Below are 19,024 nucleotides of genomic sequence, written 5' to 3'. Positions count from 1 at the left end.
AAGTAATTGGCGTAATCCATGACAGATAGCGACGTCCCGGGCACTGTACACTCGTTTGACAGCAAGCGCTTCCTGCAATCGGTCACGCGCAAACCCGGCGTCTACCAGATGTTTGATGCAGGGGGGCGCATCCTGTACGTGGGCAAGGCGAAGAACCTGCGCAATCGCCTGTCCAGCTATTTCCGTGCATCCGGCCTCACCGCCAAGACGATGGCGCTGGTCCAGCGCATCAACAGCATCGAGGTCACAGTCACTCGCAGTGAAACCGAGGCGCTGATACTCGAACAGAGCCTGATCAAGTCCCAGCGCCCGCCATACAATGTCATGCTGCGGGACGACAAGGGTTACCCCTATATCTTCCTTTCCAGTACTGATACCTACCCGCGCATCGCCCTGCACCGTGGCGCCAAGCGTAAGAAGGGGCAGTACTTCGGTCCCTACCCAAACGCGGCTTCCGTACGTGACAGTCTCAATTTCCTGCAGAAGACTTTCCGTATCCGCTCCTGCGAAGACAGTGTCTTCCGTAACCGCTCCCGCCCCTGCCTCCAATACCAGATAGAGCGCTGTACCGCCCCCTGTGTGGGGTTTATCAGCGAGGACGATTACCGCACCGATGTGCGGCACGCTGAAATGTTCCTCGCAGGCAAGAGCGACAAGATCATGCGCGAGCTGGCCGACCAGATGGAACGGGCCTCGCGTGATCTCGACTTTGAACGGGCTGCACGCTTGCGCGACCAGATAGCAGACCTGAGGCGACTGCAGGCCGACCAGGTGGCGGAGAAAGCGAGCGGCAATGCGGATGTCATGGGTGTGGCCACGCAGGGTGGGTCCTGCTGTGTCCATGTGCTGTTCGTGCGCCAGGGCCGGATTTTGGGCAGTCGCAGCTTTTTCCCGGAGGAGCGCCTGGGTCTCAGCAACGCCGAGTTATTGTCAGCCTTTATTCCCCAGTTTTACCTCGGCAGCCAGCGCGAGATACCGCGGGAAGTCCTCGCCTCAGAAGAGATCGGCGACCACGAGGCCCTGCAGCAGGCACTCAGCCAGCAGGCGGGCCGCGATGTAACCATATCCTACCGGCTCCGCGGTAGCCGGGCCACCTGGGTCTCCATGGCGCAACAGGCTGCGGTGCAGAACCTCGGCAGTCGGACGGCCGCGCAGCAAAAACTGCAGGACCGGTTTGGGGCCCTGCAGGAAGCACTTGAGCTCGAGCAGCTGCCCGAGCGGCTTGAATGCTTCGATATCAGCCACTCCAGCGGCGAGGCAACGGTGGCATCCTGCGTGGTTTTCGACACCGGGGGTCCGGTGAAGTCGGATTATCGCCGCTTCAATATTGAGGGCATCAAGGCCGGGGACGATTATGCGGCCATGGCCCAGGCGTTGAAGCGGCGCTACACCCGACTATCGAGCGGGGAGGGCAAGTTCCCCAACATCCTGTTGATCGATGGCGGTAAGGGGCAGGTGCGCCAGGCTGTGGAGAGCCTCAATGCCCTGGGTGTGGTCGGGGTGCAGATTGTCGGGGTCGCCAAGGGGACCACGCGTAAGGCAGGTTTCGAGACTCTCTATGTGGTGGCGGGTGATCGTGAGCTGGTCCTGTCCGCAGACTCTCCGGCCCTGCACTTGATCCAGCAGGTTCGCGATGAAGCCCACCGTTTTGCCATCACCGGCCACCGGCAACGCCGCGACAAGAAACGGCGTGAGTCGCCCCTGGAGGGGATTCCCGGCGTCGGGCCAGCGCGGCGACGCGCGCTGTTGCGTCATTTTGGCGGCTTGCAGGAGATCAAGCGTGCCACGGTGCAGGAAATCGCGTCCGTGGAGGGGGTAAGCCGCAAGCTCGCACAGGATATATACTCGGCTTTACACAGTCATTGACCGCACTGTTGGCAATGCTAGCCGGGCGCGTAAAGTTTCTTTTTGGCCGACAAGTTGGTAACGTACGCCCACCATAAGTACAGGGAAAAGCATGACACTCGCCAATCAATTGACCCTTTTCCGGGTCGCACTGATACCGGTTCTGGTATTGGTCTTCTTTCTGCCGTACAAGTGGAGCTACCTGGCTTCCGCTGTTATTTTTTCCCTCGCTGCGATCACTGACTGGCTGGATGGGTACATTGCCCGCAAGATGAACCAGAGCACACCATTCGGGGCTTTCCTGGACCCGGTCGCGGATAAGCTGATGGTCGCCACTGCGCTGGTGCTGCTCGTGGGCCTGCACCAGAATGCCTGGTTTACCATTGCTGCGGCGGTCATTATCGGGCGCGAGATCGCGGTTTCGGCGCTCCGCGAATGGATGGCGGGATTGGGCCTGCGCAGCAGTGTCGCGGTCTCTTTTATCGGCAAGGTAAAGACCACCGCACAAATGGCCGCAATCATTGTATTGCTGGCCTTCGATGTGCGGGAATTCCCGCTGATGGAGACCCTGGGCTACATATTGCTGTATACCGCGGCAGCACTCACGCTCTGGTCGATGTTTATCTACCTCCGCGCTGCATGGCCGGCCCTGATGGACAGCGGCGAGAGTTCTGAAGGCGAATCCTGAAGAACCGCCTGATATGCTGGACGCAAAAGGCCCGTGCGCTGGACGCACGGGCCTTTTTTTGGGCTCCTGATTAGCGGGGTGCCTGGACCAGGCCGCCGCCGAAGTCGTCGTCATTGCCAGGCTTGCCCAGGTCGAGGGCCTCGTGGGCAAGCTCCGACTCCAGCTGGGCTGGCTTCAATTGGCCGCCATTGGCCTGAAGTTGTAGGGCGGCTACGCCGGCAGCGTGCGGGGCAGCCATGCTGGTGCCCACCGACCAGTACCAGCCGCCGTTGCCAGTGCTGAATACAAAGTCGAACACACCGCACGGCCGCAGCAGCCCGGCGACCTCGCAGTTGGCAGTGCCATTTGTCAGGTAATACTCGTAGTCACCGCCGGGTGCCGCGAAGTCGATCAGGGACTGGCCATAGTTTGAGTAGACTGCCAGCTCATTGAGGTCGTCACTTCCGGCGGCCCAGCCACGGGGGCCAGTCGCTGAAATGGAGATGACATGCGGCGAGTCTGCCGGCAGCGTCACGGTGTCGGTGTCCTTGTCCCCGTCGCGCGCGTCATTGCCAGCTGAAGTGATGATGGTCGAGCCGGCATTATGCGCGTAGGTGGTTGCCCGGGACATCATGACCTTCAGCGCCGCCGCACCCTCCGCGCTCGCAGGAAAAGAAGCACCCAGGCTCATGTTGATGACATCAGCACCGTAATCGGCCGCATGCACAATCGCGGCAGCCACGTCGCCGAAAGAACCTGAGCCCTCATCGCGCAGTGCCTTCAGGAGTATCAGTGTTGCCTCGGGGGCAACGCCGATGGTCCCGAAGCCATTGTCCGCGGCAGCTATGGTTCCGGCGACATGGGAGCCGTGGCTGAAGGTGTCGTCGATGCTGTAATCCAGGCCTTCGCCAGTGAAGTCCTTGCTCGCCTTCAGGTAGATGTTGGGAGCGAGGTCCGGGTGATCCAGGTCGTAGCCGCCATCAATCACTGCCACCCGCACACCCTTGCCGGTAATGCCGTTGTTCCAGGCTTCCGGTGCATTGACGGCATCGTGCCCCCACTGCAGGTCAAAAAAGAAATCATCATCACCACTGCCGGGCGGATTGCTTGCGTACTCCAGGGAGACTCCATCCTCGGTGACGGGGTGATAAAACTGGAAGGTTGAATCGCTGCTCAAATGCTTGACCCCGGCAATGGCGCGCGCGGCCTGCCCGAAGTTTTCATCCGCCTCGACCTGCAGGACCCCAATCTGGGAAATATTCCTGGTCACCTGGCCGCCGGCGGCGGCGATCTGGTTAAGGGTTTCCTGTCGGACCTCATTACCGTGCACGACCACTAGCCATGGGTCGGCCTGGACGTTCGCGGAGAGGGCGCTCCCAACGGAGAGCATGGAGAAAAACGCAATGGTGTGTTTACGAAGCATACAATTCCCTTTTTTTGCATTTTGTTCAGTCTTTTCCCTACTACTGACCTCAGGGCAAACAGGGTCTGCTGTGGCAGTACCGCTGCCTCCATCTAATCGGCGCTCGGCACCGGAGTAAACATCACGGATTAAAAAAACAAGGGTTTGTTCAAAAAGCCCAGGCAAATAGGATGTTTTTTTATTTTTGGCGCGGCGCTCATTCTGATCGATAGGTAAATCATTTTCACTTATCTCATTTTGAGCGGGGCAAGGAGCAGGGGCTGCGGCAGGAAATCCAGCGGGGATGCTAACGTCCTAAATTTGAACTGCTGCAGGACAGGGGAGGGGGCCTGTTGCGCATGGCCAGATGATTGCCGGCGAGGATAAAGTAGTCAAAGGCTGGAAGTGGTGCCCGGGGCCGGACTTGAACCGGCACGGCCGTAAGGCCGGGAGATTTTAAGTCTCCTGTGTCTACCGATTCCACCACCCGGGCAGGGGGCGAGAGTTGTATGGTCCCAGCGCTAACCGAGCCTGGGGCGCTGACTCTCGCGGATCACCGGCGGCACAGGTGACGCCGGTGTGGGGAAAATGGAGGCTAGGGTCGGAATCGAACCGGCGTACACGGAGTTGCAGTCCGCTGCATAACCACTCTGCCACCTAGCCATATCATCGAATTCAGAGGTTTCGCTCCGCCGGTTCGATGTCACCGGCACTTTTCTGGCCGCTGGCGCTGGAGTTGCAGTTCACTGCATAACCACTCTGCCACCTAGCCATATCATCGAATTCAGAGGTTTCGCTCCGCCGGTTCGATGTCACCGGCACTTTTTCTGGCCGCTGGCGCTGGCGTTGCAGTTCACTGCATAACCACTCTGCCACCTGGCCACAGGGCGTCCGCCTTGGCGGATCGCGAAAACGGGTCGGATTCTATCGGAAACAGCCGAAAAATCCTAGCGTTTTCTTATACTTACGCTCCGTCAGGGGCGCGAGGAAGGCGCTATTCTATGGACTGGCCGGGATTAGTCAAGCACCGTCTCACCAACTATTGAAGTGCTGCCGGGAAACCGGGCAATCTGCCTTAACTGGCGATCTGCGTAGGCGGTTAATCAGCTTGGCTATGGATGGTCGCCATATCTATTGCCAATTGTTCTAAATTTTTACCCTAGCGTGCTGGCAATCCCGATGGGTTGTTCAATACTTGCAATAACTGGCTAGCACATACCCCCCAAGGTGCTCGGTAATGCCGGTAGGACGCGCCGCGAAGGCACTCGTCCGCTGTGTAGCAAGGATGAAATCCTCCAAGTTTCACTCCTAATGGTCTTGGCCCTGACGCTCTCCCCCCCCCCCCGTCGTCAGGGCTTTTTTTTGCCTGTCATTTGCTCACTGATTCGCGTCGCGGAGGTTGTGCTTGTCCAGGGCCTTCACGGGGCGGCCGGCGGCTTCCTCGGCAAGCTTGCGGAACCGCTCCAGCGTCACCTTGCCCCGGTCTTCGGCCAGGGCCCGGGCCACGTCATCAATACTGGCCTCGCCGCCACTGGCAGACCGGATTTCGCGATCCAGCTGGCGCATGATGCCAACTGCACGGGCTGTGATCGGACCCGACGAGCGTTTTACCAGCAACGTGGGAGCCTCCTTGCCCCACTCCTCCAGTTCGTCTACCGCCCCCTGGTAACGCCTCTCGCTGATCCCGCCTGTGCGTCGCAGGATTTCCAGCGAGTAAAACTCGGCCAGGCCTTCGACAATCCAGTCGCTCTGGTGATCACCACGGATGCCAGTGGCTACATGGACAAGCTCGTGGATCATGCTGCTGGTCCTGTTACCGCTGACCAGCGGACGGTCGGAGTGCATAAAAAGTGAGCGGGTGCCGGAGAGGCCGCCGCGCCACATGGGGTCGTCCGCACTGATGATCAGGAGGTGGTCGGGGAAGCCGGTGAAGACTTTCTTCAATTCGGGCAGGGTCCAGTTGAGGAAAGCCAGGGTGTCCTGCCGGCGCACGTTCTGGCCGAGGGGGGCGGCAACGGTGGTGTCCACGCCGTCGATAATGTCCTGGCGACTACCGATTTGCCCGACGATCATCCAGCCCTTAGGGCGCTTGAATCGCCGGCCCGGGTCCTTTACCCGATAGAGTTCGTCCCGAATCTCCTCATAGGGCAGGGCGGAAGACCAGCCGTCCGGGAGCACCAGCTCCAGCCTGGTATCAGCTTTTAGGTCTGTGTTCATGGTGGCGGAGATCGGTGGCACCAGTTTGTCACTGCGGAGGATGGCCCATTTGTCGGTAACCCGGGAGTCGTAGCTGCCCGAGCCCTTCTGTTCGTCGATCACAAACTGGTAGTGGAGGCTGGCAGACTCTCCCTCAGGCCGCCATACCGCCTTGTCCCCGTCCAGCACCAGGTCACCGTCGGTCTCCAGCTCCAGGTGGCGGTCTGGGTCCAGGTGCAGCTTTAGCTTGCCCGGCAGCTGCTGCCCCGCCAGGCGGATCTCCACATGCGCACGACCGGTCTCCGGCTTTATCTCTGCGCGATACAGCAGGTCAAACGAGCTGGCAAATGCAGTGGGCGCGGCTGCGGCGAAGGCCAGGCAGAGCATGGCCGGGCTTATCAGGGTATACAGCTGTCGTAACATCGTTGAGTGCTTGCTTTTATGGGGTTGAACACGGGGATTGGACAGCAAAAGAGGGTACCGGTGCCCCGGCGATGGTGGCAAGTCGGCATCGCTGTGGGTACGGTCAGGGAATGGTGCCGTCGGGCGGCCCGGACAGGCATAAAAAAAGCCCGCAGGAGCGGGCTTTTTTTTGGAATTGGTCGGTGAGAGAGGATTCGAACCTCCGACCCCTTCCTCCCGAAGGAAGTGCGCTACCAGGCTGCGCTACTCACCGAATTGCGGTGCCTCATCAATGAAGCGAGCGGCATTATAGCAGCCGCTCGCGACTTGTAAACCATTGATTTACTTTTTAATTTGCCGGATGAGCCCCTCCTGGGCGGTGGAGGCCACCAACACCCCATCACGGGTGAACAACTGGCCACGACAGAAGCCACGGGCGCCGCTGGCGGACGGGCTGTCGGTGACGTAGAGCAGCCAGTCGTCGGCACGGAAGTCGCGGTGGAACCACATGGCGTGGTCCAGGCTGGCCGGCATCAGGTGGGGGTCGAACAGGGAGATGGGGTGTGGCTGGAGGGCGGTGCCCAACAGGGCCATGTCCGAGGCATAAGACAGGGCACATCGATGTTCCAGCGGGTCGTCGGACATCTCTCCCTCGGCCCGGAGCCAGAACATGCATCGGGCCTCCCGTACCTCGCGATCGAAATAGCTCTCCGGATCAACCGGCCTGAAATCGATCATGTAGCGTCGCTGGTCATTGGCTTCGGTGTCCATACCGGCCTCTTCCGCCAGCTGCTGGGTGTTCTTGAGGGATTCGGGCTCAGGAATGTCCCCTGTGGGCATGTCAGCCTGATGATCGAATCCCGGTTCCTGGATGTGGAACGAGGCAGACATGTTGAATATGGCCCGGCCGTGCTGTTTGGCGACCACCCGGCGGGTAGTGAAGCTACCGCCGTCGCGGATCGGGTCCACGTCGTAGATCACCGGCAGGTCACTGCTGCCGGGGCGCAGGAAATAAGCGTGGAGCGAGTGCGGCAGGCGGCCCTCTACGGTCCGGGTGGCGGCCATCAGGGCCTGGCCGAGAACCTGCCCGCCAAACAATACCTTGCGGTAATTTTCAACATGCTGGCGGCTGCGGAACAGGTTGCTATCCAGTTCCTCGACATCCAGCAGTTTGCTCAATTTTTCCATTCTGTGCCTTACTTTCTTTGTAATCCGTTGACCCGGTAACTGAGTATTAATCACCGGCGGGAGTCGTACCAGAGCGGCATGATAACAACCAGCCCTGTCGGGGGCATTACAGAAACTATCAGCATGATTGTTCGGACTGGCGCGAGGTTCATTGCCTGGGGGCTGACACATGTCTCGGGGCGCCCGGGCCGGCGGCCGTCGGTTTCCCGGGAGCGGCCCAATCCACACAAAGTTTTCCGCAGTGCTTTTCCAATTACCACTAATTGCCTATCATTCATGAATGGATAGTCAATTTCAGTCTCAAAACCGCATGGCACCGAAGGTCGGAAGTATGGATAAGGCAAAGGAGAAAGTTCAGCGCTTTCGCGCCCGGGAACAGCGAATCCTGGACGCGGCCCTTGAGCTGCTTCTCGAGCATGGCGAGGAAAAGGTCACCGTAGAGCAGATTGCCGAGCGCGTGGATATCGGCAAGGGCACCATATACAAGCACTTCGTCTCCAAGACAGAGATCTACATGCGCCTGCTGATGGACTACGAGAGGGCCCTTACTGACAGGCTCAAGTCCGCGCTGGCGAAGGCAGAGCAGGGCGACATTACTGCCCCGGCCCGTGCCTACTTCGAGTCACGCATGGCGGACCCGGCCAAGGACCGACTGTTCCAGCGGCTGGAAGAGAAAATCATCGCCCTCAACCTGGCACCGGAGATGATTGCCGAGCTCCACGCCGTGCGCAACTCCAACGCCTCGGCGCTCAATCGTGTGTTTGAGCGCCGCATGGAGCAGGGGCTGCTCAAGAAGGTCCCGGCCTATTACTATTATTCCGCCTATTGGGCGCTTGTGCAGGGGGCTGTCGAGCTCTATCACTCGCGCTCCTTTGCCGACGTGATCGAAGACCGGGAAGGCCTGATGGAATTCATCATGGATGTGGGCGTCCACATCGGTGACATTTCCGGGCGGCGTTCCGAGGATACCCCCGAGTCCTCTGGCAGCAACACGGGTTCCTCTTTTGGCTGAGCCGCTCTTCCAGCAGTTGCAGCAGTTACAGGAGGAGTTTCGCGGTTATCCGCCAGTGGGGGACTGGCACCCTGAACTCTGCGGGGATATGGACCTGGTTATCCGCAAGGACGGTAGCTGGGTCCATGAGGGGACGCCCATACAGCGGAAACCGCTGGTGAAACTCTTTGCCAGCATTCTCCGGCGGGAGGGGGATGACTATTTCCTGGTGACACCGGTCGAGAAATGGCGCATCCGGGTTGAGGATGTCCCTTTTCTCGCCACCCAGGTCGCCCGGGGTACTGATCAAGGCGAGGAAAAGCTTCTTTTCACCACCAGTACGGGCGACATTGTCCCACTGGACAGTGATCGTGCCTGGGAGTTGCGTCCCTTTGGGCGGCCGTCACAGCCAGTTCCCTACATCGAAGTGCGTGACGGGCTTTTCGCCCGGGTTTCCCGTGACGTCTATTATGAACTGGTTGGCTGGGCCGCTTCCGGTGAGCAGGGCTCCGCGGATCCCAATGCCCTCTATATAGAGAGCGCGGGGCAACGCGTGTTACTGGGACGCTACTGATTTCACAGCTTCAATTTTACCCATTTAATTGTATCTACCCGTGCTGATTTTCTTGCTGGCCCCCAGCCGGGCATTTGTTGCCGATAGCAAATAAGCTCCAAGCTTTATCTCAATACACTTCCAGTCTTGGTTTGCAGGCTTCTCATCTTCGAATTGCTTGCCGCTAAATTATTTCCAGCAGTTTAAGGAGCGATCGCCTGAAACCTTGCTGCAACACAAGTGTAAAAATTTCGCCTTTCTGGCGATAAACCATAAAGTTGATTTTAAAGCTAAGGAAAGTGATATTTTCGCAAAAAAGCTTTCCTCCAGTGCTGGGAGTGGCACGAGCAGGTGGCTTTGCGCCGGGGAAAGGGAAGGGCCGCAGGAAGAAAAAAGGCGCCCGAAGGCGCCTGGAAACCATTACATATTCGGGTAGTTGGGACCGCCGCCACCTTCCGGTGCCACCCAGACGATATTCTGGGTTGGATCCTTGATGTCGCAGGTTTTACAGTGCACGCAATTCTGCGCGTTGATCTGGAAGCGCTTGCCGCCCGCCTCCTCGACCACCTCATAGACGCCGGCAGGGCAATAACGCTGGGCCGGCTCGTCATAGATTGGCAGGTTATGATTCAGTGGGATCTCGTCGTCCTTCAGCGTCAGGTGACAGGGCTGGTCCTCCTCGTGGTTGGTGTTGGAAATAAACACCGAGGAGAGCTTGTCAAAGCTGAGCACGCCGTCCGGCTTGGGGTAATCGATTTTCTTGCAGTCCGCGGCCGGCTTCAGCTGGGCGTGGTCGGCCTTGCTGTCGGACAGGGTCCACGGCAGCTTGCCCTGGAAGATGTTGATATCGATAAACGCGTAGGCCGAGCCAAGGATGTTGCCCCACTTGTGCTGTGCGGGACCGAAGTTCCGCTGCTTGTGCAGTTCTTTCCAAGCCCAGCTTTCCCGGTATTTTTCGCTGTATTCGGTCAGCTCGTCGCCGGAGCGATCTGCCTCAAGGGCCTCGGCCACGGTTTCGGCGGCGATCATGCCGGACTTCATGGCGGTATGGTTGCCCTTGATCTTGGCGAAGTTCAGGGTACCGGCGTTGTCGCCGATCAGCAGGCCGCCCGGGAAAGTCATTTTCGGCTGGGACTGCAAGCCACCCTTGGTGATGGCACGCGCACCGTAGGCCACACGCTGGCCGCCCTCAAGGTACTGCTTGATCACCGGGTGATGCTTGTAGCGCTGGAACTCGTCGAACGGGCTGACGTGGGGGTTGCTGTAGGCCAGGTCGGTAATCAGGCCCACTACCACCTGGTTGTCTTCCAGGTGATAGAGGAAACCACCACCGTGGGAGCCGCTCTCGTCCAGTGGCCAGCCGGCGGTATGAACCACCAGGCCCTGCTCATGCTTGTCATCGGCGACTTTCCAGATTTCCTTGATGCCGATGCCGTAATGCTGCGGGTCCTTGCCCTCGTCGAGCTTGAACTGGCTGATCAGCTGCTTGCCCAGGTGGCCGCGACAGCCTTCAGCGAAGAGGGTGTACTTGGCGTGCAGCTCCATGCCCGGCATGTAGGCGTCCTTGTGCTCCCCGTTGGCGCCGACACCCATGTCACCGGTGGCAATGCCCTTGACCGAGCCGTCGTCGTTGTAAAGGATTTCGGCGGCTGCAAAGCCCGGGAAGATCTCGACACCGAGGTTTTCTGCCTGGTCGGCCAGCCAGCGGCACAGGTTGCCCAGGCTGATAATGTAGTTACCCTCATTGTGCATCGTGCTCGGCACGAACAGGTTGGGTACCCTGGTGGCCTTCTCGGCCCCGCCCATCACATAGATGTCGTCGCCCTTGACGGGGGTGTTCAGCGGTGCGCCGCGCTCTTTCCAGTCAGGAAAGAGTTCGTCGAGGGCGGTGGGCTCGAATACTGCGCCGGAGAGGATATGGGCACCCACCTCGGAGCCTTTTTCCACCACGCACACCGAGATGTCTTCGTTGAGCTGGCGAATACGACAGGCCGCTGCCAGGCCCGCCGGGCCTGCACCCACGATAACTACGTCGTATTCCATTGATTCGCGTTCCACGGCGCTCTCCTCCGCTGGTTGCACTCGACAAATGAACGGCCCGGGGGCCCGGTTTCTTATATTGGGCGCCGATTATATCGGTGTTTCAACAGCCCTACCAATTGCAGGAGTATTCATTTCCCGTGGCAAATATGCCGGAATTCAACGGCTTGCGCCCTTTAATGAGGGCGTCCGATAGCTGGATATCAGTCATATGAATAGGCGCGGGAAGGGTTATCAGGCTATTGATTTTGAGTAATAGAAGGCTCAACATACACCGCGTTCAAACAACTGTTTGACCCCAGAACCGTATTTGTTCGCGATATGACCTGTCAGTCGCGGCTCCAAAATAGATTAGCGAGACGGGATTTCCATGAAAGTTCTTGTAGCTGTGAAACGCGTTGTGGATTACAACGTCAAGGTTCGCCCCAAGGCGGACGGTTCCGACGTCGATACCGCCAACGTGAAAATGTCGATCAACCCCTTTTGCGAAATCGCCGTGGAAGAGGCGGTGCGCTTGAAGGAGAAGGGCGTTGTCAGTGAGATCGTCGCCGTTTCCATGGGCCCCAAGCAGTGCCAGGAACAGATCCGCACTGCGCTGGCACTGGGCGCCGACCGCGGCATCCTGGTTGAGACCGACGACGAGCTGCAGCCCCTGGCCGTGGCCAAGTGCCTGAAGGCCATCGTTGAGAAAGAAGAGCCGCAGATGGTCATCATGGGCAAGCAGTCCATCGATGGCGACAACAACCAGACCGGCCAGATGCTTGGCGCGCTCACCGGCATGCCGCAGGGCACCTTTGCCTCTGAGGTTGCGGTAGAAGAGGGGGCCGTGAAGGTTACCCGCGAGATCGATGGCGGCCTGCAGACTGTCGAGCTGAAGCTGCCGGCGATTGTCACCACCGACCTGCGCCTGAACGAGCCGCGCTACGCCTCTTTGCCGAATATCATGAAGGCGAAGAAAAAGCCCCTCGACACCACCAGCCCCTCCGAGCTGGGCGTCGACATCACCCCGCGCTTCAAGACCCTGAACGTTGAGCCGCCGGCCGAGCGCCAGGCTGGCGTCAAGGTCGCCGACGTAGCGGAACTGGTGGAAAAACTGAAAAACGAGGCGAAGGTAATCTGATGAGCATCCTTGTTATTGCAGAACACGACAATGCCGAACTGAAGGGCGCGACACTGAACACCATCGCCGCGGCCAAGGCCATCGGCGGCGATATCCACGTACTGGTGGCAGGCGCCGGGTGTGGCGCAGTGGCCGATGCTGCAGCGAAGCTTGACGGGGTGAGCAAGGTCCTGGTGGCCGATAATGCTGCCTACGAGCACCAGCTGGCAGAGAATGTAGCCAAGCTGGTCGCGGACCTGGGCAAGGACTACAGCCACGTCCTCGCCCCGGCCACCACCACCGGTAAGAACATGCTCCCGCGGGCGGCAGCCCTGCTGGATGTGCAGCCGATCTCCGATATTATCGGCGTCGAGTCTGCTGACACTTTCAAGCGGCCGATTTATGCCGGTAACGTGGTAGCGACCGTGCAGAGCTCGGACACTATCAAGGTGGTCTCCGTTCGCGCTACTGCTTTCGACGCCGTTGCCGCCGAGGGTGGTTCCGCTTCCGTCGAATCTGTAGATATCGCCGAAGATGCGGGCATCTCCAGCTTTGTTGGTGAAGAGCTGGCGAAGTCAGATCGCCCGGAGCTGACTTCTGCGAAAGTGGTCATTTCCGGTGGCCGCGGCATGCAGAACGGCGAGAACTTCGAGATGCTGTACAAGCTGGCGGACAAGCTCGGTGCCGCCGTGGGCGCATCCCGGGCCGCTGTCGATGCCGGATTCGTGCCCAACGATATGCAGGTTGGCCAGACCGGCAAGATCGTCGCGCCGGACCTCTATATAGCCGTCGGTATCTCCGGTGCCATCCAGCACCTGGCGGGCATGAAGGACTCCAAGGTCATCGTCGCCATCAACAAAGATGAGGAAGCGCCGATCTTCTCGGTAGCTGACTATGGCCTGGTGGCTGACCTGTTCGATGCCGTGCCCGAGCTGGAAACGAAGTTGTAATTTCTGCTTAATATACTGCCCGGCATTCACTCGGAGGGCGGCCCAGGGCCGCCCTCCGCTTCATACCAGCCAGGTACCGCCGCGCAGTAACCAAGGCTCCTCCGACAGTCGTTATACCTGTGGGGAAGGGATGCAGCTGGCGCCAAATCAGGGAACATTGCCTTTCTGGATGTGAGGAAAGACAATAGGCGTCAACAATAGAATGTTAGGTCGATCTCGTTATTGGCTCACAGGGTATTTCATGACGGCAGTTAACCGGGTCTTCGCCCCGTTTCGCGGCCTGTTTGCGCGCAACAATGCGTCCGGACCGCTTCCGCGTAGTACTTTGGCCTCGGCTGCCGTGGCCGGCGGCTGGCTGTTGCTCAATTCGGTCGCCTATGGCGAGCTGCTCATACCCTCCGCGCCCCAGGATTCCCTGCTTGCAGACCGTACTGCGCCCCGCGAGATGGCGCGCCAATCAGCCCGTCTTCCCGCAACGGCCTTCTTCGGGCGAGCCGCAGTAGAATCAACCGCCGAAACGCCGGAGGTCGATCTCGCCAATATCCCCATTACCCAGTTAAACCTGGTCCTGTCTGGCGTGCTGGACAGCAGCCAGAAGGATCGCGCAAGTGCACTGGTTGCCGAGCGCGGCAAGCCGGCCCAGCGGGTATTTGTGGGCGAAACCCTTCCGGGTGGCGCCAAGTTGCACTCGGTAGCGGTAGACCATATTGTGCTGGAAAGGGGTGGGCAGATGGAAAAGCTTACCTATCCGGATGCCGATGGGCGTCCGTCTGTCCCACAGCGCCGGTATTCAAGCTATACGCCGGACCGGCGCGGGGGCGAGGCCGCTGCCCGTTCCCGGACCAATACCGAGCAGACGCGGGCGTCGGTTCGCGAACGCCTCGAAGAGCTGCGGCGCCTGGCGAAAGAGCGCAGGCTGCAGCGGCAGAGCCAGTGAATAAGAACAACGAGCTATTTCGCATTACGAATTACATAAGAGCCAGATATTCAATGATCAGGATGTTTCATCGGCGGCTGCTTGCCGCATGCTTGGGGGTAATGCTGGCGGTGTCAGCTATAGCCCAACCCCCGGAGAGGGTGACCCTCTCGCTGGATAACGCCGATATCCGCGACCTGATCAACTGGGCAGCCGATTTCACCGGCAAGAACATCATCGTGCATCCCAATGTGAAGGGGAAAGTCACGGTGGTCGCCGGCGACCCCATGACCCACGAAGAGGCGTTCGACGTTTTCATGTCGGTGCTGCAGGTCAATGGCTTCAGCCTGGTGGAGCAGGGTGGGACCTGGAAGGTAGTCCCGGATGCGCTGGCAAAACAACAGGCCATTCCCGTCGCCGACGACAGAACCCGGGCTCCGGCTGAATCCCTGGTGGTCCGCACGGTGCGGGTGGAGAACATCTCGGCCACCCAGCTGATTGCCATGTTGCGGCCGTTGATCCCCCAGACCGGGCACCTGGCCGCATACTCCGATACAAATACGCTGATCATCGCCGATCGTGCCGCGAACATCGACCAGATCGTACGCCTCGTCCGGCAGCTCGACCGCGCCGGGGCCATCGATATCGAACTGGTACCGCTGCAGTTCGCCTCCGCCAAAGAGGTGAAGCAGGTCCTGTCGGAATTGCTGCAATCCGGCGGCAAGCAGGCCAACGAAGCGCAGCCGCTGCGCATCGCCGTCGACGAGCGCTCCAACTCCGTGCTGCTTACCGGTGACCCGGTTACACGCCAGCAACTGAAGAACGTAATCCTGCGGCTGGACCAGCCCCTCGAGGGAGACGGCAATACGGCGGTGGTCTACGTGCAGTATGCCAATGCTGCAGACCTCAAGCCGATTCTCGAGGGCATGAGCGGCAGTATCCAGAAGACCGAGAAGGACCAGCAAGCCGCCGACGTGGAGGTGAGCATCCAGGTCAACGAGTCCCTGAACTCACTGGTCCTGACCGCACCGCCGTCATTGCTGGAAACCATGAAGGGCGTAATCGCCAAGCTCGACGTGCGCCGTGCCCAAGTGCTGATCGAGGCGATCATTGTCGAGGTGACCGAGGGCACCGGTAACGACCTGGGCATCCGCTGGATCGCCGGGGCCGGCGACAACGCGGTGGCGGGCTTCCGCAACAACGCGGCGCGCTCGGATGTGCTGGACGACGACGGTAACGTCGTCAGCGAGGGTTTCAATCCCTTCTCCCTGGATCCCTCCAGCCTGCTGACCCCCGGAGCCCTCAACCTGGGATACCTGAGCGGTACCGATATCCGCGTCGCGATCAGCGCTATCGCCTCCGAGACCAACGCCAACATCCTCTCCACCCCTACTATCATGGCCCTCGATAATGAGGAAGCCGAGATCCTGGTGGGCCAGAACGTGCCGTTCATTACCGGCGAGCAGCTGCTGTCGGGCAGCAACAATGACCCGTTCACCACCATTCAACGCCAGGACATCGGCACCACGCTCAAGGTGACACCCCGGGTAAACAACAACAACTCGGTCACCCTGGATATCGAGCAGAAGGTCGAGAATGTCCTGCCGACCAGCGAGGGTGCGGCTGATATCGTGACCAGCAAGCGGGAAATCCGCACGCGGGTGCTGATCGACGACGGCGCCATGCTGGTGCTCGGCGGCCTGATCGAGGACCAGGTCACCGAGCGGAAGGAGAAAGTGCCGCTGCTGGGTGATATCCCCGGTATCGGTCGCCTGTTCCGCTCCAGCTTCAAGGATGTCACCAAGACCAACCTGATGGTGTTCCTGCGCCCGAAGATCCTCACCACCCGCCGCGCCGGCTACGAGGAAACCCGCAGGCGCTACCTGGACCTGCAGCGCAAGCAACTCGGCATCAGGGATAACACCAGCTACATCTGGGACTGGCACCGCGGCGACGTCCTGCCGGACCTGCTGCCGCCCACCGGCTCCTATGACGATTCCGATGCGGCGCCGGTGAAAGTGCTGGAAGCGGAAGAGATCGAGGCGGAAAAATGACAGCCGGAGCGGTATCCATGGCTGCGTCGACCCGGCGCCTTCCCTACGCTTTCGCCAAGCGCCACCGGGTGCTGCTGGTCGACGTGGATGGCTGCCCCCGATGCCAGTATGTGGCACCGCTGAACCCGTCCGTACTCGCTGAGGTGCAGCGGATCACCGGGGCGACCGTGGATATCGAGGCGGTCCCCGAGAGCGATTTCCAGGCGGCGCTGCAGCGCCTGTATGAGAACCGGGAGGGCGGCAACCTCTCGGATGTAGAGGGGCTCGGTGACGAGCTGGACCTGGCGGCAGTCGTGGATGCGCTGCCCGAGACCGAGGACCTGCTGGAGCAGGAAGACGACGCGCCCATCGTCAAGCTGATCAACGCCATTTTTGCCGAGTCCCTGAAGCAGGGGGCTTCGGATATCCATATCGAGACGTTCGAAAAACGCCTGGTGGTACGCTTCCGGGTGGACGGCGTATTGCGCGAGGTGCTGGAGCCCCGCCGCGCCCTTGCGCCCTTGCTGGTGTCCCGTATCAAGGTAATGGCGAAGCTGGATATCGCCGAGAAACGGGTACCCCAGGACGGCCGGATCTCGTTACTGATGGCCGGGCGGGAGGTGGACGTCCGCGTTTCCACCATGCCTTCCAGCGCCGGTGAGCGGGTTGTGATGCGCCTGCTGGACAAGCAGGCAGGCAAGATGGACCTGCGCCAGCTGGGCATGGCCGAGCACGACCTGGCGGTGATGACAGAGCTGCTCGGGCGCCCCCACGGTATCCTGCTGGTTACGGGGCCGACCGGCTCGGGCAAGACCACCACTCTTTACGCGGGCCTCGGCAGCATCAACAACCGCGAGAAGAATATCCTCACGGTAGAAGACCCGGTCGAATACAACCTCGAGGGAGTCGGCCAGACCCAGGTCAATACCAAGGCCGATATGACCTTCGCCCGCGGACTGCGGGCGATCCTGCGCCAGGACCCTGATGTGGTCATGGTGGGTGAAATCCGTGACCTGGAAACCATGCAGATTGCCATCCAGGCGAGCCTGACCGGCCACCTGGTTCTGTCGACGCTGCATACCAATACCGCGCTCGGCGCCGTAACCCGGCTGGTGGATATGGGTATCGAGCCGTTCCTGCTCTCCTCCAGCCTGATCGGGGTGCTGGCGCAGCGGCTGGTGCGGGTGCTGTGCCAGGAGTGCCGACAGCCCCACCTGGCCGATGCTGGCGAGTGTCGCCTGCTAGGCGTCGATGAAAACCGTGATACGACCATTTATCGTCCTGCTGGCTGCGACAGTTGCAACCACAGCGGTTATGTGGGGCGCGTCGGCATTTACGAGCTGGTGCCGGTCAACGAGACCATGCGGCAGCTGATTCACGATCGTGCCTCCGAGAGTGCCCTGGTGACAGAGGCGCGCAAGGTGGCTTCCAGCATCCGCGAGGACGGGATCGCCAAGGTGCTCGCCGGGGTCACTTCACTGGAAGAAGTTCTGCGGGTAACCCAGGAGTCCTGACGTGGCCGCCTTTCAATATATCGCCCTGACCGATGCCGGTCGCAAGAACCGGGGTACTCTTGAGGCCGACAGTGCGCGAGCGGCCCGCCAGCAGTTGCGGGCACGCGGGCTGGTACCACTGGAAGTAGAGCCGGCAGCTGGTCCGGCATCGGAGGGCGGACGCCTCCTGTCCGGCAGCCCTGGGTTGAGTATCAAGCATCTTGCGCTGCTCACCCGCCAGCTGGCGACCCTGCTGCGCGCCGGCATCCCGCTGGAGGAATCACTGGGAGCTATCGCCAACCAGACGCGCAACCACAAGATCCGCCGAATAGTGCTTGCAGTCCGTGGCAAGGTACTCGAGGGGCACAGCTTCGCCCAGGCACTGGGCAGTTTCCCCCGCGCATTTCCCGGCCTCTACCGGGCAACAGTGGAGGCCGGCGAGCACTCCGGGCACCTGGACGCGGTACTTGAGCGGCTCGGGGATTACACCGAGAACCAGCAGAAATTCCGCCAGAAGGTGCAGCTGGCCCTGATCTATCCGATCGTGTTGGTATTCATCTGCGTGCTGGTGGTGACGGGCCTGATGGTTTACGTGGTGCCGGATGTCATCGAGGTATTTACCGGCACCGGCCAGGTGCTGCCGTTGCCGACGCGCATACTGGTGGCCATGAGCGACTTTATCTCTGCCTGGGGCTGGCTGGTACCGCCCGCCCTGGCGGCGCTGGTGGGTATTGCGATTGCCCTGTTGCGGCGCCCGGCCATTCGTTACCGGTTCCACCGCCGCCTGCTGGAGTTACCCCTGGTCGGGTGGCTGGTGCGCGGCAGCCAGAGCGCCCGCTATGTAGGTACCCTGGCCATCCTGACCGGCAGCAGCGTGCCGCTGGTACAGGCGATGGGTATCGCCAGCGGCGTGATGAGCAATGAGTTCCTCAAGGAGCGCCTGAAGAGTGCGCAGAAATTCGTGCGCGAGGGAGGCAGCCTCCGGCGCGCGCTGGAGGAGGTGGAATACTTCCCGCCGATGATGGTGTACATGATCGCCAGCGGGGAGTCGTCCGGTACGCTGGACGAGATGCTCGGGCGGGCGGCCGAATCCCAGGAGCAGGATCTGCAGGGTGCGGTGACGGCATTCGTAAGCCTGTTCGAGCCGGCAATGTTGCTGGTGATGGCCGGAATCGTGCTGTTTATTGTCATGGCCATCATGATGCCGATCATGAGCATGAACCAGATGGTGGTATAACGACCGGGAGCT

General features: G+C 60.4%; 14 protein-coding genes and 3 tRNA genes. 10 read left to right on the top strand and 7 right to left on the bottom strand.

Annotated features, from left to right (window positions below):
* Positions 1 to 18: 18 nt before the first annotated feature.
* Together uvrC and pgsA are read left to right on the top strand one after the other, a co-directional pair.
* The gene (uvrC, locus tag BLT26_RS08810; protein ID WP_091512242.1) at positions 19 to 1,866 is read left to right on the top strand and encodes an excinuclease ABC subunit UvrC; all 1,848 of its coding nucleotides are present in this window, start codon (positions 19 to 21) and stop codon (positions 1,864 to 1,866) included.
* A gap of 91 nt (positions 1,867 to 1,957) precedes the next feature.
* A complete protein-coding gene (gene pgsA / locus BLT26_RS08805; RefSeq protein WP_091512238.1) occupies positions 1,958 to 2,533 on the top strand; it encodes a CDP-diacylglycerol--glycerol-3-phosphate 3-phosphatidyltransferase in 576 nt (191 codons plus the stop codon).
* A gap of 70 nt (positions 2,534 to 2,603) precedes the next feature.
* On the opposite strand, the gene BLT26_RS08800 is transcribed toward pgsA, so the two are convergent.
* From BLT26_RS08800 to tesB, 6 genes are all read right to left on the bottom strand, one after another.
* On the bottom strand, positions 2,604 to 3,935 hold the full coding sequence (locus BLT26_RS08800) for a S8 family serine peptidase (RefSeq protein WP_091512235.1): 1,332 nt from the start codon (positions 3,933 to 3,935) through the stop codon (positions 2,604 to 2,606).
* A gap of 385 nt (positions 3,936 to 4,320) precedes the next feature.
* A tRNA-Leu gene (locus tag BLT26_RS08795) sits at positions 4,321 to 4,407 on the bottom strand.
* A 96-nt stretch (positions 4,408 to 4,503) separates the two neighbouring features.
* Positions 4,504 to 4,577: transfer RNA gene (locus BLT26_RS08790), tRNA-Cys, on the bottom strand.
* A 714-nt stretch (positions 4,578 to 5,291) separates the two neighbouring features.
* Entirely contained in the window at positions 5,292 to 6,533 is a 1,242-nt protein-coding gene (locus BLT26_RS08785) for a hypothetical protein (protein WP_091512231.1), read from the bottom strand.
* A 176-nt stretch (positions 6,534 to 6,709) separates the two neighbouring features.
* Positions 6,710 to 6,786, bottom strand: a tRNA-Pro gene (locus BLT26_RS08780).
* Between the two features lie 68 nt (positions 6,787 to 6,854).
* Positions 6,855 to 7,700 carry an acyl-CoA thioesterase II gene (tesB, locus tag BLT26_RS08775; protein WP_091512228.1) on the bottom strand — a complete coding sequence of 282 codons (846 nt, stop codon included), beginning with the start codon at positions 7,698 to 7,700 and terminating at the stop codon, positions 6,855 to 6,857.
* Between the two features lie 331 nt (positions 7,701 to 8,031).
* On the opposite strand from tesB, the gene BLT26_RS08770 reads away from it, so the two are divergent.
* Positions 8,032 to 8,712, top strand: coding sequence for a TetR/AcrR family transcriptional regulator (locus BLT26_RS08770; protein WP_091512224.1), 681 nt, complete (start codon positions 8,032 to 8,034; stop codon positions 8,710 to 8,712).
* A complete protein-coding gene (locus BLT26_RS08765; RefSeq protein ID WP_091512221.1) occupies positions 8,705 to 9,265 on the top strand; it encodes a DUF1285 domain-containing protein in 561 nt (186 codons plus the stop codon). Before BLT26_RS08770 ends, BLT26_RS08765 begins: the two co-directional genes overlap by 8 nt.
* A 399-nt stretch (positions 9,266 to 9,664) precedes the next feature.
* On the opposite strand, the gene BLT26_RS08755 is transcribed toward BLT26_RS08765, so the two are convergent.
* Positions 9,665 to 11,302 (bottom strand): electron transfer flavoprotein-ubiquinone oxidoreductase, encoded by a 1,638-nt coding sequence (locus tag BLT26_RS08755; protein ID WP_091512215.1) that lies wholly within the window; start codon positions 11,300 to 11,302, stop codon positions 9,665 to 9,667.
* Positions 11,303 to 11,654: 352 nt separating this feature from the next.
* Here BLT26_RS08755 and BLT26_RS08750 point away from each other — a divergent pair, with 352 nt between their 5' ends.
* The 6 genes from BLT26_RS08750 (at position 11,655) to gspF (ending at position 19,012) form a co-directional block, all read left to right on the top strand.
* Positions 11,655 to 12,404 (top strand): electron transfer flavoprotein subunit beta/FixA family protein, encoded by a 750-nt coding sequence (locus tag BLT26_RS08750; protein WP_091512212.1) that lies wholly within the window; start codon positions 11,655 to 11,657, stop codon positions 12,402 to 12,404.
* Positions 12,404 to 13,333 (top strand): electron transfer flavoprotein subunit alpha/FixB family protein, encoded by a 930-nt coding sequence (locus BLT26_RS08745; RefSeq protein ID WP_091512210.1) that lies wholly within the window; start codon positions 12,404 to 12,406, stop codon positions 13,331 to 13,333. Before BLT26_RS08750 ends, BLT26_RS08745 begins: the two co-directional genes overlap by 1 nt.
* A gap of 241 nt (positions 13,334 to 13,574) precedes the next feature.
* Entirely contained in the window at positions 13,575 to 14,270 is a 696-nt protein-coding gene (locus BLT26_RS08740; protein WP_175453066.1) for a type II secretion system protein N, read from the top strand.
* Between the two features lie 101 nt (positions 14,271 to 14,371).
* Positions 14,372 to 16,303, top strand: coding sequence for a type II secretion system secretin GspD (gene gspD, locus BLT26_RS08735; protein ID WP_245720677.1), 1,932 nt, complete (start codon positions 14,372 to 14,374; stop codon positions 16,301 to 16,303).
* Between the two features lie 17 nt (positions 16,304 to 16,320).
* Positions 16,321 to 17,796 carry a type II secretion system ATPase GspE gene (gene gspE, locus BLT26_RS08730; protein WP_281245467.1) on the top strand — a complete coding sequence of 492 codons (1,476 nt, stop codon included), beginning with the start codon at positions 16,321 to 16,323 and terminating at the stop codon, positions 17,794 to 17,796.
* 1 nt (position 17,797) lies between these two features.
* Positions 17,798 to 19,012, top strand: coding sequence for a type II secretion system inner membrane protein GspF (gene gspF / locus BLT26_RS08725; RefSeq protein ID WP_091512196.1), 1,215 nt, complete (start codon positions 17,798 to 17,800; stop codon positions 19,010 to 19,012).
* Positions 19,013 to 19,024: the final 12 nt, after the last annotated feature.

This window comes from Microbulbifer yueqingensis (assembly GCF_900100355.1).
Classification (GTDB): domain Bacteria; phylum Pseudomonadota; class Gammaproteobacteria; order Pseudomonadales; family Cellvibrionaceae; genus Microbulbifer; species Microbulbifer yueqingensis.
The sequence above is the reverse complement of the archived record's forward strand: the minus strand, read 5'-3'. Positions and strand labels throughout refer to the sequence as shown.

Excerpts from the sequence above, each read along its gene's own strand:
- uvrC (WP_091512242.1), top strand. The coding sequence starts at position 19 with ATGACAGATAGCGACGTCCCGGGCACTGTACACTCGTTTGACAGCAAG.
- pgsA (WP_091512238.1), top strand. The coding sequence starts at position 1,958 with ATGACACTCGCCAATCAATTGACCCTTTTCCGGGTCGCACTGATACCG.
- BLT26_RS08800 (WP_091512235.1), bottom strand. The coding sequence starts at position 3,935 with ATGCTTCGTAAACACACCATTGCGTTTTTCTCCATGCTCTCCGTTGGG.
- BLT26_RS08785 (WP_091512231.1), bottom strand. The coding sequence starts at position 6,533 with ATGTTACGACAGCTGTATACCCTGATAAGCCCGGCCATGCTCTGCCTG.
- tesB (WP_091512228.1), bottom strand. The coding sequence starts at position 7,700 with ATGGAAAAATTGAGCAAACTGCTGGATGTCGAGGAACTGGATAGCAAC.
- BLT26_RS08770 (WP_091512224.1), top strand. The coding sequence starts at position 8,032 with ATGGATAAGGCAAAGGAGAAAGTTCAGCGCTTTCGCGCCCGGGAACAG.
- BLT26_RS08750 (WP_091512212.1), top strand. The coding sequence starts at position 11,655 with ATGAAAGTTCTTGTAGCTGTGAAACGCGTTGTGGATTACAACGTCAAG.
- BLT26_RS08745 (WP_091512210.1), top strand. The coding sequence starts at position 12,404 with ATGAGCATCCTTGTTATTGCAGAACACGACAATGCCGAACTGAAGGGC.
- BLT26_RS08740 (WP_175453066.1), top strand. The coding sequence starts at position 13,575 with ATGACGGCAGTTAACCGGGTCTTCGCCCCGTTTCGCGGCCTGTTTGCG.
- gspD (WP_245720677.1), top strand. The coding sequence starts at position 14,372 with ATGCTGGCGGTGTCAGCTATAGCCCAACCCCCGGAGAGGGTGACCCTC.
- gspE (WP_281245467.1), top strand. The coding sequence starts at position 16,321 with ATGGCTGCGTCGACCCGGCGCCTTCCCTACGCTTTCGCCAAGCGCCAC.